This is a genomic window from Salipaludibacillus agaradhaerens (genome assembly GCF_002019735.1).
Taxonomy (GTDB): Bacteria; Bacillota; Bacilli; order Bacillales; family Salisediminibacteriaceae; genus Salipaludibacillus; species Salipaludibacillus agaradhaerens.
In genome coordinates this window covers 919956-935115 of sequence record NZ_KV917378.1, presented here as the reverse complement: position 1 = coordinate 935115, position 15160 = coordinate 919956, and the positions used below count along the sequence as shown (strand labels likewise).

At 38.1% G+C, this 15160-nt stretch carries 12 protein-coding genes and 1 riboswitch; of the genes, 8 read left to right on the top strand and 4 right to left on the bottom strand.

Annotation, left to right across the window (positions count from 1 at the left end):
- Positions 1-75: 75 nt before the first annotated feature.
- Positions 76-255 (top strand): YqzE family protein, encoded by a 180-nt coding sequence (locus BK581_RS04425; protein ID WP_078577027.1) that lies wholly within the window; start codon positions 76-78, stop codon positions 253-255.
- 28 nt (positions 256-283) lie between these two features.
- On the opposite strand, the gene BK581_RS04420 is transcribed toward BK581_RS04425, so the two are convergent.
- Together BK581_RS04420 and BK581_RS04415 are read right to left on the bottom strand one after the other, a co-directional pair.
- The gene (locus BK581_RS04420; RefSeq protein WP_078577026.1) at positions 284-1081 is read right to left on the bottom strand and encodes a YqhG family protein; all 798 of its coding nucleotides are present in this window, start codon (positions 1079-1081) and stop codon (positions 284-286) included.
- Positions 1068-2741 carry a DEAD/DEAH box helicase gene (locus BK581_RS04415; RefSeq protein WP_078577025.1) on the bottom strand — a complete coding sequence of 558 codons (1674 nt, stop codon included), beginning with the start codon at positions 2739-2741 and terminating at the stop codon, positions 1068-1070. The genes BK581_RS04420 and BK581_RS04415 overlap by 14 nt, the downstream gene beginning before the upstream one ends.
- 194 nt (positions 2742-2935) lie before the next feature.
- A riboswitch (glycine riboswitch) is annotated at positions 2936-3033 on the top strand.
- 276 nt (positions 3034-3309) lie between these two features.
- Between BK581_RS04415 and gcvT the strand changes: the two genes are divergently transcribed.
- The 3 genes from gcvT to gcvPB all read left to right on the top strand — a co-directional run bounded on the left by gcvT (position 3310) and on the right by gcvPB (position 7382).
- Positions 3310-4398, top strand: coding sequence for a glycine cleavage system aminomethyltransferase GcvT (gene gcvT / locus BK581_RS04410; protein ID WP_078577024.1), 1089 nt, complete (start codon positions 3310-3312; stop codon positions 4396-4398).
- 181 nt (positions 4399-4579) lie between these two features.
- Entirely contained in the window at positions 4580-5929 is a 1350-nt protein-coding gene (gcvPA, locus tag BK581_RS04405; protein ID WP_078577023.1) for an aminomethyl-transferring glycine dehydrogenase subunit GcvPA, read from the top strand.
- Positions 5922-7382 carry an aminomethyl-transferring glycine dehydrogenase subunit GcvPB gene (gene gcvPB, locus BK581_RS04400; protein WP_078577022.1) on the top strand — a complete coding sequence of 487 codons (1461 nt, stop codon included), beginning with the start codon at positions 5922-5924 and terminating at the stop codon, positions 7380-7382. Before gcvPA ends, gcvPB begins: the two co-directional genes overlap by 8 nt.
- Before the next feature lie 481 nt (positions 7383-7863).
- On the opposite strand, the gene BK581_RS04395 is transcribed toward gcvPB, so the two are convergent.
- Entirely contained in the window at positions 7864-8238 is a 375-nt protein-coding gene (locus BK581_RS04395) for a rhodanese-like domain-containing protein (protein ID WP_078577021.1), read from the bottom strand.
- Positions 8239-8474: 236 nt separating this feature from the next.
- Between BK581_RS04395 and BK581_RS04390 the strand changes: the two genes are divergently transcribed.
- The 4 genes from BK581_RS04390 to BK581_RS04375 all read left to right on the top strand — a co-directional run bounded on the left by BK581_RS04390 (position 8475) and on the right by BK581_RS04375 (position 14070).
- Positions 8475-9254 (top strand): lipoate--protein ligase family protein, encoded by a 780-nt coding sequence (locus BK581_RS04390; RefSeq protein WP_078579855.1) that lies wholly within the window; start codon positions 8475-8477, stop codon positions 9252-9254.
- A gap of 460 nt (positions 9255-9714) precedes the next feature.
- Entirely contained in the window at positions 9715-12270 is a 2556-nt protein-coding gene (locus BK581_RS04385) for a vitamin B12-dependent ribonucleotide reductase (RefSeq protein ID WP_407690345.1), read from the top strand.
- A gap of 271 nt (positions 12271-12541) precedes the next feature.
- The gene (gene mntR / locus BK581_RS04380; protein WP_078577019.1) at positions 12542-12973 is read left to right on the top strand and encodes a transcriptional regulator MntR; all 432 of its coding nucleotides are present in this window, start codon (positions 12542-12544) and stop codon (positions 12971-12973) included.
- Positions 12974-13182: 209 nt separating this feature from the next.
- Positions 13183-14070 carry a patatin-like phospholipase family protein gene (locus tag BK581_RS04375; RefSeq protein WP_078577018.1) on the top strand — a complete coding sequence of 296 codons (888 nt, stop codon included), beginning with the start codon at positions 13183-13185 and terminating at the stop codon, positions 14068-14070.
- 208 nt (positions 14071-14278) lie between these two features.
- On the opposite strand, the gene BK581_RS04370 is transcribed toward BK581_RS04375, so the two are convergent.
- Positions 14279-15088, bottom strand: coding sequence for a hypothetical protein (locus tag BK581_RS04370; RefSeq protein WP_078577017.1), 810 nt, complete (start codon positions 15086-15088; stop codon positions 14279-14281).
- Positions 15089-15160 lie beyond the last annotated feature (72 nt).

Below are 15160 nucleotides of genomic sequence, written 5' to 3'. Positions count from 1 at the left end.
ACGTCTGTTCTGACTATTTCACCATATTTTTGGTTATACTGGTGATTAATTCGTTAGGATGAAGGGTGATAATCAATGAAAACAAATGATTATGTGAAATATATGACGGAACAATTAGTCACTTACGTCGATATTCCCAGAGAAGAACGAAAGGAAAAAAGACAGTTGAAAAAGAAGCACCGCCCCCCCATGTCGTACCGTCTATTTGGATTAATTCCTATTGCTTTTCGCTTTTTATTCAATCGCCATAAGTAGATTAGCTCTAGCTGATTATTTGTAAGGGTTATTTTTGAGCTAATGGGTGTGAGTATAAATAAAACAATCCGCCGTTAATAATTGATAACTCGATAATCGGTTTGTATTGCTCGATAATAGCTTCTTTCTCTTTTTCATAAGAAGCTGGCTTTGGGAAAACGTCATCATAAAAGATATCCAATAATGATAAATCTTTTTTCATTTTCTCCTCTGCGACATCTGCCCATTCATGGTTGTCATTTTCAATCTTTTTCTTTATATGATTTTGAATACGGCTTATCCCTGTAGCCGGTTTTATTAACGGCGTAAGGGTGAAGCAGTAGTCTGGTATTGTAACAAGATAAGAGCGATCATCGATTAGCGTATGAAAGTCATTCAACATTTCCCCTGTTATTAAACTTAACCCAATAGAAAAGAATGTTTCTCTTTTCTGATGACACTTATAGGATATTTTCCCGTTTAAACTTAGCCAAGGTTTCAATGATATAGCTTGTGAGGAAGTTTTCAATCCTTCGTAAAATTTTCCATGGGCTCCCTTCTTCTCAACGAAACGAAAGATCTCATGTAGTCGTGGAGAACCAAAATGTATAAACTCAGCTTGTTGTTTTTCTTCATCTTCATACGCAGTTTTTAATGTTAAAGTGGCAGGTTGAGGTTCAGCTCCTGTCTTTTCAACATAGTGCCAGTAAAAAGGTCTGTTCATTAAAGCTTTATCCATCTCTTTAGTGAGCTGAACTTGAAAGGTTTTTGGAGAGAGTAGGGTAATATCACATTGATTTTCTTTAAAGAAATGTGTTAAAAAGCTGTGTATCTCAGTTTGATGCATAAGAAGAAGCTCCTTCCGTTTCATTCATAATAGATGTGAGGTGGTCTAATTTCACTTTCATTTCCCCAGCTGAATCAGATTGAGAAAAAATATGAGATAGATGAGTTTGAACACTTGTCTCTCCTAGTTTCTCTAATATGTCATCTAGCTCTCCTACGACGCCCTCAAAAAGGCCAATTTTCTTATACAATAAGTGAAGAATATGATCTTCAATGGTTTTGTCTACTGCTAAGTGGTAAATGTGTACATCATTTTCTTGCCCTAATCTGTGGACTCTTCCTATTCGTTGTTCAATTCTCATAGGGTTCCATGGAAGATCATAGTTGATTATGCGATGGCAAAATTGAAGGTTTATCCCTTCACCACCTGCTTCAGTTGCAATTAATACTTGTGCATTATTTTTAAACAGCTGCTTCATCCAATCTTTCTTACTACGCTTAAAGCCACCACGAAAGGGAACTGAAGTGATCCCATGTTGAGCTAAAAACCATTGCAAATATAGTTGAGAAGCTCTATATTCTGTAAAGATTATGACCTTTTCATTGGCCTGCCAAGAGCTGATTAATTCTAACACCTTTTCTGCCTTTGGGTGAGTGTTAAGGCCAGCTAAGTCGGTGATTATCTCTTTTAACATCTTAATGATTATCGGTGGATAAGATATATTCTTTTCAAGTGTCTGACTAAGTGTCAGTAATGCCGCTTCTTTACTTGAGCATAATTCTCGTTGAAGAGTTAGTGTCAGAAATCCAGCTTGAGTACCTCCTTGTAATTGTTTCAACTGGTGTTTGAAAGCCGATAGCTTTTCGTAGACTGTATAGTAGTTTTGATCAAAATGGACGGGAACGGTTTCTACAATACGCTTAGGCCACGACATTGACGTTTCTTCACGGCGTGTTCGAATCATTACTTTTTGAATTAACTGCCTTAACTCCTCATCATGCTCTCTTTTTTTAAAACGTTTCGAGAAGCTCTCTTCATCGCCAAGGAAACCAGGTTTCAAAAGAGAAATGAGGTAATAAAGCTCAGATAATTTATTCTGTACGGGAGTTGCTGTAAGTAATAAACAAAATTTTCTTTGGAGCTCTTTTATGAACTGATAGTTTTTAGTATTCTTATTTTTCAATTTATGAGCTTCATCGATGATGACCATATCATAAGTAATGTCTTTAATCACTGATGCATGAGGCTCTCGTTTGGCAGTATCTAACGAGGAAACCATAATATCCACATGTTCCCACTGTGGTTTTTTACGTTGCTCAATGGCAGGAATATAAAACTTACTATTTAATTCAACACACCATTGACTTACAAGAGAAGCTGGTGCTAATATCAACACTTTTTTAACCAATCCACGAATCATATATTCTTTTAAAATTAAACCAGCTTCAATGGTTTTTCCGAGCCCAACTTCATCCGCTAAAATAGCTTTACCATTCATCTCTTGGACAGCCTTTTCTGCTGCTTCATACTGATAGTCATGGAAAGTCAATGTAGGAAGGTATTTTGGAGCTTCGAGACCTTGGAAAGTTGATATCACCTGTTGTTTTCCGATTTGAAAAGCCATGTTAAATTGTTCCCAGCTAGAAAAAGATGCAGGGTGTTCAAGGGTATCGATAAATTGATACTCCCAAGAATCATTTAATATAATAGATGGTTTCATAAGTACTAACCTTCCTTTCGATATGTAGAGGTACTTGGTCATATGGATCAATTGAATAGTCAGTAAAGTGCTAAAAATGAAAATTCAAGGTTGCTTTAAAAAATTGAATAATGGTAACATAAGAATATTGAAAGATGTTTTGTGGGTTAGTATGAGCAGTTTCCGTAAGAAATATAAAATTACATACGATGCGAATGAAAATAAGGGGAGAGAACGTTCTGTTCGAACGTCGCCGAAGGAGCAAACCAACTTGTTGCGTGAATCTCTCAGGCAAAAAGACTCTTATTGGACGCAACTCTGGAAAGTATCTGCACAATGCAGGACACCCATGGGGAAACTTTGCTGGTAAATTAGAAATTAGTTATCTAGTAAGGAAAACTCTCAGGTCACACGACAGAGACATGTCTCGTTTTAAAGGCATGTTTCTGTCTTTTTTTGTGTTATAAGATGTCGTACCAGTATTCTACGCCTCATAACTCGTATGGTAGTTTTAACTTAAGCGGACCTCTCCTAGAAACAGAAAACATCTTTACATAATGACAATCAAAAATTTGGAGGTGACGTTACTATGTCAGGAAAAAGAACTCCCTTGTTCACGACCTATGAAAAAAAAGCAAAGGTGATTAATTTTGGAGGCTGGGAACTCCCAGTTCAATTTTCTAGCATCCAAGAAGAACACGCAGCTGTTAGAGAGAAGGCAGGTTTGTTTGATGTTTCTCACATGGGTGAGATTGAAATTAAAGGTCCAGGGACACTCAACTTTCTTCAGCATATATTGACAAATGATGTTGAAAAATTAAAGGTGGGAAGTTGTCAATATACAGCCATGTGTTATGAGAACGGTGGTACTGTAGATGACCTTGTTCTTTATAAGAAATCAGATGAAGATGTGTTACTTGTTGTTAATGCTGCTAATATAGAAAAAGATGTCAACTGGTTGAAGCAGCATGTCTTTGGAGATGTTCAAATCTTTAATGCCTCTGATCAGTATGCCCAATTAGCAATACAGGGCCCAAAAGCCGAAGAAATTACTCAACAACTTACGAATGAGCCTTTAAATCAGATAACATTTTTTAAGTTTAGAGATCAGGTAGAGCTTGCTGGAAAATCGGTACTCATTTCTCGAACTGGCTATACTGGTGAAGATGGTTTTGAAATATATTGCCGTCCAGAGGATGCTGTATTACTATGGGAGCGGCTAATAGAATCTGGAACAGCGTTTGGAATATTGCCTTGTGGTTTAGGAGCTCGAGATACACTGAGATTTGAGGCGAAATTAGCTCTTTACGGCCAAGAATTATCCGAAACTATTTCTCCAATAGAAGCAGGTATAGGCTTTGCGGTCAAAACAGAAAAAGAAACAAACTTTATCGGTAAGGATGTTTTAAAGCGACAGAAAGAACAAGGAGTAACGCGTAAGCTTGTAGGACTTGAGATGATTGAAAAAGGGATCCCACGTTCTCAATACGAGGTCTATAAAAACGATGAGAAGATAGGGTTCGTTACAACTGGTACGCAATCACCCACATTAAAGAAAAATATAGGGTTGGCTCTAATAGATGCCACATATAAAGATTTAGATACTGAGGTAGAAGTACAAATTAGGAAACGACGGGCAAAAGCTAAGATTGTTAAAACACCTTTTTATCACAGATAACCGTTCGTAAAACTCCCTGCTCAAAATAGAGAGAAGAGATTAAATCTATCTATATTAGGCGGGAGGTAACGGACGCTAATGTCCTAATTCACTATACGACCAATCAGTGGGAAATGAATGAAAATTCACACTGATTGAAGGGGCGTTTTATAAATGGGACTAAACCTAAGGGGGAAACACCATGGATAAATTTCGTTATTTGCCGATGACAGAGAAAGATCAGCAGGACATGATGAAGGAAATTGGGGTAGCATCTATTGAGGATTTATTTGCTGATATACCGAAAGAGGTGCGCTTTAAAGGAGATTTACCAATTGAATCAGCGTTAGATGAAACAGCACTCATTAAAGAAATGACACGCCTAGCTGAAAAAAATACCCATATAAAAGACTATCCATCATTCTTAGGAGCAGGTGTTTACGAGCACTATATCCCTTCGGTCGTCAATCACATGTTACTCAGATCTGAATTTTTTACTGCTTATACGCCTTATCAGCCGGAGATTTCTCAGGGAGAATTGCAAGCTATTTTTGAATTTCAAACAATGATTTGTGAATTGACAGGAATGGAGATAGCTAATTCCTCCATGTATGACGGACAAACAGCTCTTGCAGAAGCTGCCATGATGAGTGCTGCACATACGAAAAAGAAAAAAATTCTCGTGTCTAAAACCGTTCACCCTGAAGCACGTGAAGTTCTTAAAACAAGTGCAAAAGGTCAAAATCTTACTGTAGTTGAGATTGAAGAAAAAGAGGGGATAACTGATCTAGATCAGTTAGAGGCGGAGTTTAATGAAAATACAGCTAGTGTCATTGTTCAATATCCAAACTTCTTTGGACAAATAGAAGATTTATCAAGTATTGAAGCGATTGCACACAAAGAGAAAGCGTTGTTCATTGTGTCCAGTAATCCACTTAGTCTTGGGATTCTTCAGCCACCAGGTGAGTATAATGCCGATGTCGTGGTCGGTGATGCTCAACCATTTGGTATCCCCACTCAACTAGGTGGACCCCATTGTGGCTATTTTGCGGTTACGAAAAAGCTTATGCGTAAAGTCCCAGGACGACTAGTGGGACAAACGACTGATGATCATGGGCAACGGGGATTTGTGCTCACTCTTCAGGCAAGGGAACAGCATATCCGTCGAGAAAAAGCGACGAGCAATATTTGTTCCAATCAAGCATTAAATGCGTTAGCTGCCTCTATCACTATGAGTGCTTTAGGAAAAAAAGGTGTTAGAGAACTAGCAGAACAAAATGTCCAAAAAGCGTATTATGCAAAAAAACAATTACAAAAAAACGGCATAAAGGTGTTAGGAGTACAGCCATTTTTTAACGAGTTTGTCATTGAATTATCATCATCAGTAGACAGGATAAATAAAAAACTGTTGGCTGAGGGTATTATTGGAGGCTTAGAGCTTGCCAGATTTTATCAGGATAAGGCTAACCAAATGCTTATTGCAGTGACTGAATTACGTACAAAAGAAGAGATTGATCATTTTGTAGCTGTATTGGGGGAGAACAATGAGTAATAAAAATCAAGCACTTATTTTTGAATTAAGTCATGAAGGTCGCACTGGCTATAGCTTACCTGAATTAGATATTGAGGCTGTTAATATCAATGAGTGTATTCCTGATAAATTTCAACGAAAAATAGGCCCAAGGCTTCCGGAAGTATCTGAGTTACAAATTGTTCGTCATTACACAGCGTTATCAAGACGAAATCATGGGGTTGATTCCGGTTTTTATCCTCTAGGCTCTTGTACAATGAAATATAACCCTAAAATTAATGAAGATGTAGCCCGTTATCCAGGATTTGCTCACCTTCATCCATATCAGTGTGAAAGTACGATTCAGGGAGCGCTTGAACTCATGTATCACTTACAAACTTCCCTTGAAGAGATAACAGGGATGGATCAAGTCACATTGCAGCCAGCTGCCGGCGCCCATGGAGAATGGACAGGTCTCATGCTAATTAGAGCTTTTCATGAAGCTAACGGAGATTTTAGAAGGACAAAAGTCATCGTTCCGGATTCGGCACATGGTACGAATCCAGCTTCCGCAGTTGTAGCAGGCTTTGAATCGGTTACAGTGTCATCTAATGAGCAAGGGTTGGTTGACTTAGATCATTTACGGGAGATTGCTGGAGAAGACACAGCCGCATTAATGCTTACAAATCCTAATACTCTCGGTTTATTTGAAAATCAAATTGTTGAGATGGCAAATATTATTCATGAAGCTGGTGGTAAATTATATTATGATGGGGCCAACTCAAATGCCATACTAGGTATAACAAGACCTGGAGATATGGGATTTGATGTGGTGCATTTAAACCTTCATAAAACGTTTACTACACCTCATGGCGGTGGTGGGCCTGGGTCAGGTCCAGTAGGAGTAAAAAAAGAGCTTGTCCCTTATTTACCAGCCCCTCTTGTCATTAAAGAAGAAAACACATATAAGCTTGAGTATGCATCACCTGAATCAATTGGTCGAGTCAAGCCTTTCTTTGGTAATTTCGGTATCAATGTTCGTGCGTACGCCTATATTCGTACAATGGGGCCAATAGGTTTACGAAAAGTATCTGAATATGCTGTATTAAATGCCAACTATATGCTACGAAAATTGGAGCCTTATTTTGATACCCCATATCCACAGCATTGCAAACATGAATTTGTGCTATCAGGAAAAAGGCAGAAAAATCAAGGTGTTAGAACACTCGATATAGCTAAGCGATTATTAGATTTTGGGTATCATCCACCCACTATTTACTTTCCATTAAATGTTGAGGAATGCATGATGATAGAACCTACTGAAACAGAAGCGAAAGAAACATTAGACGAGTTTTGCGAAGCTATGATTCAAATTGCTAAAGAAGTAGAGGAATCACCTGAGTTAGTTCAAGAAGCTCCCCATCATACAGTAATTGATCGATTAGACGAAACGACTGCTGCGAGAAAACCTGTGTTAAAGTATTCGTGGTCGTAATGATAATGGGATACAAGCTAAAACTAATTTAACGAATTCGATTAAAAGCTAAAAAATAGGTAGCCCCTCACAATCTGAGGGCTACCTATTTTTTAGTAGGGATGATGTTAAAGAAAGTTTGTTTGCTAAGGATGAAGACGTTAGTAATGAAGGTTGACCTTTGCTCCAGTGGTATTTTCACGCATAAATGCGTGTCCTTTTTCTAAGTAGTTATTAGGGAACGTAAATTGAAACAACATACCAATAAGTTGAGAGGGGAGATTGAATAATAGTTATCCAAATTAGAACTGTAGGTGTGAGGGAAGTGTAAAAACTAGACTCCCTATTTCTGAAGTTTTTTACATGTCATTCATCTATTAGTAAGAGGCAATGAAAAAGAGAATGAAGGATAATGTGTGAGGCCGTGGCTTGAAAGTGCACGGGCTCACACATGATAGCCCTCAACTAAGGGCTAACCTAATGATGCAGCATAGAGAGTGAACTATTTTTTAATTTTACCTGTCCACTTACGAAAGCCACCTTTTAAATGATTCAAGTCTTGAGCTCCTCGTTTTTTCCGAAGGATTTTTGCGGCTTGAACAGTACGAGAACCATTTTGGCAATATAAATAAACAGGCTTGTCCGGTCGAATTTCAGTCATACGCTGTTTCATTTGGGATAATGGGATATTTCTCGCACCAAGAATGTGACCGGTCTTAAACTCTCGTTCTTCCCGTACATCGATTAACTGAGCTTTTCGATAATTTTCTTTGAATTCTTCCTGGCTTAACGTTTTTAAATACTTGGGCTTTTTTATGCGCAATAAGAGTAAAACGATAAGCGCAACAGTAATGAGTATCAGTAACCAAGTTTCCATGCAGGCCCCTCCTTAACATCTATGTATTCTATTTTAAATGAAACAGCGCTCGTAGTCCAAGTGTCACCGTCCCTAATAAATGATAAACGGAAAAGCTTCTGTTGGCAACGTTAGAGTGTTTTGTTTTGTCATCAATTAGCAGATTGGTTATGATAAAAACAGGTAGTAGTGAAGGAGGATAAGTTGTGGATACATGGTTTTTTATAGATTCAAAAAACAAGGGCCCTGCTTATAACATGGCAATGGATGAGAAACTAATGGATTGGCATCGCGCTGGACTCATTTATCCAGTTGTGCGTTTTTATGGGTGGATGCCAGCAACACTTTCAGTTGGCTATTTTCAAAAAGTACATAAAGAAATTAATTTTGAGGCTGTTAAAAAACATAAGCTTGGGTTTGTGAGACGTCCAACTGGTGGAAGGGGCGTATTACATGATGATGAATTGACATACAGCGTCATTGTCTCTGAGGATCACCCTGACATGCCTGAGTCCGTCACGGAAGCTTACCGAGTTATTTCGGCTGGATTGTTGGAAGGATTTAATCGTCTTGGCCTTAAAGCTGAATTTGCAATCCCCCAGACGAAGGCAGAACGGGAAATGTTAAAGAACCCCCGCTCATCAGTGTGCTTTGACGCTCCTTCATGGTATGAGATGGTTGTGGAGGGCAGGAAAATCGCAGGGAGTGCTCAAACGAGACAAAAAGGCATTATTCTTCAGCATGGGTCAATTATTAGATCATTAGATGAAGATAAGCTGTTTGATTTATTTTTATATCCGAGTGAAAGAGTTCGAGAGCGTATGCAGAAAGGGTTTAAATCGAAAGCCGCAGCTATTGACGAATTAATACCTGAGCCACCATCTTTGGCAGTGATGAAAAAAAACTTTCGTGCTGGATTTGAAACAGCGCTGAACGTTCAATTTGAAGAGTTAGTACTAACAGCTTCGCAGGAAGAAGAAATTCTTCATCTAGCTAAGGTAAAGTATAGCCAAGATGAATGGAACTATAAGTTGTAAGAGCTAGATGGAAAAGCCTGTGATTTTTAGCAGCAAGGAAGTAGAGTGTGAATAAACATGTCGAAATATGTCGATATTTTTTCAGGAGCCTATAATCCCTTAAAATCAACTTTTTGATGTACTCTGGAAGGCAAGCAACGAAATTCGTCATTATTTAATTATTTTCTAGTAAAATGATGTTCTTTCTTTCGCTTTCTCTTCTTTTCTTCTATTTTTAAAGTTGACAAACAATGAAATAGATGACCTATAATCAATATATGGTGTATGCGTTAAAAACCATGGCACTATATATTGATTATAATAAATGACTATGATATATTGAAACAAGCAAAGGACGAAGCAAGCCAGTTTTGGCAATGCTTCGTCCTTTGGATGACGGTCTATAAAAAGTGCTATGAAACTACAAATAATTCACTTTATTGAATTTTATAAAAAGGAGAGAAAGCAAGTGACAACATTTATGTCAGAAAAGAAAATAAACGTTGACCAACTTAATCGAGATATTGAGCATTTTCCACAAGTATTTCCTATTACACCGGAGATGACTAAGGAACAAAGTGGTGTTTCCCGTCTCGTTATGCTTGACCGTTATACGTTTAAAGACACTGAGAAAAAAACGTTAAAAGTTGGAGACTTTGTTGTTCTAACAGTGAAAGCAGATCCAAAATTTCCAGCACGTGGCTATGGTTTTGTTGTGGAATTAAATTGGAAAGAAAGCAAAGCAAAAATTGCTGTTGAGGATGAGTTTCTTGGAGTACTAGATGATCCTGAAGAAAAAGCTACAGGAGTAGTCGAACGAACCCTTGACACGATAGACAAGCCCCTTGAAGTGTATTATGAGCAAATTGCCAAAAGAAATGCTAGGGGATTAGCAGATGTTGAAACAAATCCTGAAAAGCGAGAGGAATCGTTTGAGACATTTTATCATGAGCTAGTGAACATGAATTTTGTGCCAGCGGGACGTGTCCTATATGGAGCAGGGGCGGAAACAGATGTTACATATTTTAATTGCTATGTGATGCCTTATTTAGAAGATTCGAGAGAAGGGATATCCGAACATCGCAAGCAAGTGATGGAAATTATGAGCCGTGGTGGTGGAGTTGGAACAAATGGCTCTACTTTAAGACCTCGAAATACATTAGCGAGAGGTGTTAATGGAAAATCATCAGGTTCTGTGTCATGGCTCGATGACATTGCAAAATTGACTCATCTAGTTGAACAAGGTGGTTCTAGAAGAGGGGCCCAAATGATCATGCTAGCAGATTGGCACCCTGATATTTTAGAGTTCATCATTTCAAAAATGCAAAACCCGAGAATTCTACGCTTTCTATTAGAAAATACAGAAGATCCACAAATTAAGCGTCTTATTCAAGAAAAGCTTAAGTTTACTCCCCTATCTGAACTTGAAGAGGCAATGTATCAGAGTATTGCTAATTATAAGAACATAGAAGGACAAGGTGGATTTGATCCTAAAGTAATAGCGGAAGCAGAAGAAAAGCTCCGAAGTGGCGGCACATATTCCGTAAACAATTCTGAGTTTCTTACAGGAGCAAATATTTCTGTCTGCATTACAAAAGAATTTATGGAGGCTGTAGAAACTGATAGCTATTATGCGTTACGTTTTCCTGATGTGGAAAATTATACAGCAGAAGAAATGAAAGCTTATAACCGTGAATGGCAAGAGTACGGCGATGTTCGTGAGTGGGAATCATTAGGGTTCGGTGTACGCACATATCGCAAAATTAAAGCCCAAGAGCTATGGAATTTAATTAATATATGTGCCACATATTCTGCGGAGCCGGGTATTTTCTTTATTGATAATGCGAACGATATGACAAATGCCACTGCATATGGACAAAAAGTTGTAGCAACTAATCCATGTGGTGAACAACCATTAGCGCCGTATTCAGTATGTAACTTAGCAGCGGTTAACTTGGCCGAGATGGCAGATAAAGAAAAGAAAGAAGTGGATTTTGACAAGCTGGCGCAAACTGTTGCTACTGGCGTTAGAATGCAGGATAATGTTATTGATGCAACCCCATATTTCCTTGAACAAAATACAAAGCAAGCTAAAGGAGAACGCCGAGTAGGCTTAGGGGTGATGGGTCTTCATGATTTACTTATTTACACAGAAACAGTTTATGGATCTGAAGAAGGGAACAAGCTTGTAGATAAAGTGTTTGAAACGATTGCAACAACTGCCTACAGAACGAGTATTGCACTCGCTAAGGAAAAAGGAAGCTTCCCGTATTTAGAAGGTAATAATGAAGGTGAAACAGCTCATTTGCGAGAGAGATTTACACAAACAGGCTATATGAAAAAAATGCCTCAAGATATACGTGAAGGCGTTAAAACCTTTGGTATTCGTAACTCACATTTATTAACTGTTGCACCAACCGGGTCAACTGGAACAATGGTAGGGGTATCAACAGGTCTTGAGCCGTATTTCTCTTTCTCTTATTTCAGAAGCGGACGTCTCGGTAAATTTATTGAAGTAAAAGCAGAAATCCTTCAAGACTATTTGAATAACCATCCTGAAGCCGATGCTACCAAATTACCTGAGTGGTTTATTTCCAGTATGGAACTAAGTCCTGAAGCCCATGCCGATGTTCAGTGTGTGATTCAACGGTGGGTGGACAGTTCATTAAGCAAAACGGTTAATGCTCCTAAAGGGTATACGGTTGATCAAGTGAAAAGTGTATATGAGCGTCTTTATAACGGTGGGGCTAAAGGTGGGACAGTATATGTTGATGGCAGCCGTGATTCACAGGTCTTAACCTTAAAGGCAGAAGAAAACGATGATTACGCAGTGGATTTAACTGGTGGAGAAATGAAAGATGAGCAAAAGACACAGGTTGTACTTATTGATACAATTGCTGATGTAAGGTCGACGTCTGTTACTTATGGAAGCGAAGTTGGCGATACATGTCCTGTATGCCGTCAAGGTACCGTAGAAGACATTGGAGGCTGTAATACGTGCACGAATTGTAGTGCCCAATTAAAATGTGGTTTATAAAAAGATGATATACGAGTTGTTAACCATAAATTTTATATGATGTGAACCGTGAGTGAACATTTAATACACTCACGGTTATTTTTACGGAAAAAAGTTAGTAATACATTACATCAAACATCTTAAACGTGAGAAAAATGAAGGTAAATGACAGTGAATAAAGTTGGCCTGTAGTGTGACGGCTCTTTTTATAGTATAATTCTAACTGCAACGTCTTAATTCAATACATACGATAAATTTTGAGATACGGAGACAATTTTTTTGGGGGGACACTATGCCAACACCAAGTATGGAAGACTATTTAGAAAGAATATATATATTAATTGAGGAAAAAGGCTATGCAAGAGTATCTGATATTGCTGATGCATTAGAGGTTCATCCTTCATCTGTGACAAAAATGGTTCAGAAATTGGACGCTCAAGAGTATCTTATATATGAAAAATATCGGGGATTAATTTTAACATCTAAAGGAAAAAAAATCGGTAAACGCCTTGTATATCGTCACGATCTTCTTGAAGAATTCATGAGAATAATAGGTGTTAATGAAGCTGGTATATATGAAGATGTTGAAGGGATTGAACATCACCTTAGCTGGGATGCCATTGATCGGATTGGAGATCTTGTCCAATATTTTGAAGAAAACCCTCAACGTGTGAGAGAGTTAAGACTTGTACAAAAACAAAATGATGAAATAGGCGGCTCATGACGGAGACATTGAATCGAAAGGTTCAATGTCTCCTTTAATTATAAGGAGTCCTTAACGAAGCAGGGGAATAATCATTTATGAAGAATGTATAAAAATTTCCAATAAATGAGCTTTTTAGAAAAATTATTTTATCTTATGTAATAACAAGTGTTAAATGTATATTTTAGAAGCTTGATCAATAGACTCTTATTATGAAAGGAGTCGGTTGAATGCAAGTTGACGGTGTTTTTGCAGGCGGTGGTATGAAAGCTTTAGCATTTGTTGGGGCATTGGAAGTGCTAGCTGAAAAGGATATCAATTTTAAACGTACTGCAGGCACAAGCGCAGGCGCATTGACTGCTGCCTTCATTAAAGCAGGCTATCACGCTGATGATATTTATCAACTGTTTAGTGATCTTGATACTAAGCATTTTCTAGATTCTAGACCTCTAGGTACTATATTCCCACTGATAAAATGGCTATCCTTATATAGTCGAATGGGGTTGTATAAAGGACATACTTTTGAAAAATGGGTTGAGGACGCATTAGCTATTAAAGGGATAAAAACGTTCAATGATTTACCGAATGGTTGTTTAAAAATGGTAGCTTCTGATATGACATACGGTCGGTTTATTGTTTTACCGGATGACTTACCACAATATGGGTATGAAGCCGGTCAATTTTCAGTTGCTAAAGCTATTCGAATGAGTTGTAGCTTACCGTTTTTCTTTGAGCCGGTAAAATTAAAAAATGACAAGGGAGAAGACTCCATAATAGTTGACGGGGGAGTCTTAAGTAACTTTCCATTGTGGCTTTTTATGCGAAAAGGGAAAAAACGAGAGCGTCCTATCCTTGGTTTGCGCCTTGCTCCTGAGTATGAAGACATACCTCCTAGAACAATTAAGAACAGCTTATCATTGTTATTATCCATGTTTGATACGATGAGATCAGCTCATGACCAAAGATATGTAGCTAAAAAGGATGCTAAAGACATTGTCTTTATACCGGTAGAGGGAACTGGTGTTACCAACTTTGGAATGAACGAAAAAGAAAAAAAACAGCTAGTTAACCTCGGGAGAAAGACGACAGCTGCATTTTTAAAAAGTTGGAGTTATTAACTAGAGCATTCATTACAGATAACCGTCCGTAAAGATCCATGCTCAAACTAGAGAGGAGAGCGACATGTATTAGGTGGGAGTTAACGGCCAGTAATGTCCTGATTAACTCACCTATCAATCAGTGGGGGAAGAAACGAAAACGGCCACTGATTGAGGGTTTATTATAGCGTGAGGCCCTGTAAGTCTTTCCTATTATAATTATAAGTCATTATATTATCTCACGGTGTTTACCTTGATTATCGTATAATTTTGTAACTCGCATAAGGCCAGGGACGAGCAAGGAAATCCAAAGCCCTGTGACTATTCCTACTAGAGCATAAGAGAAAGCCGAGTCAAATCCGCTGAATGTAAAAAGTAAGTACCCGATGATAAGCCCTGTGCTTCCTAATAATAAGGATAGTAATTTAGCTGTCATGTTAGCTTTACGAATGAGTACTCGTACTTTAAATTGTTCAATTGTTGCGCCGGTTCCAAGTCCTAAAAGAATGCCAGGGAGTATTAAAAAGCTACTGACGGAAAATATTAATGCAGCAATAAAAAGGGGGAGTATGATGGCGAAACTAAATAAATACGGCTCTGGCATCGCTCCCATCCAATCGAGACTCCTATAATACATATAACTAATAAATCCACCGATCATAATCCCTCCAACGATAGAAAAGACAGGTGTATTTTGGAGAAATAAATAGCAAACACTGATCAATACTGGAGGGGCTAAGCAAAGCCCAATTTCAATGCGCCTTTTGACCAATGGGATAAAAAAAGTAAACAGTGTAACAGCAGCTTGAATGTGTGGATGAGTAAGTGGAAGAAGTTCGTCTTCTGTATACAAATATGGGAAATACATTGTGATGATAAACCCGAAAGAAAGTGATAAGAGCGTAAGATAAATGACTTGAAAGCCAAGGCGCTTACTCATCGTCCAATAGATAACTCCTGTTAATAACAAGAAACTTACTAATAGCCATTCAGACCAGTAATTTTGTGTTAAATAGGGGCTTTGAAAATCAGTTAACATACTACTAGTCACTCCTTTCTTATTTTAAAAGATGGTTTAGTTCACGCTGCCAATAAAAGTACTTCAGTTGGA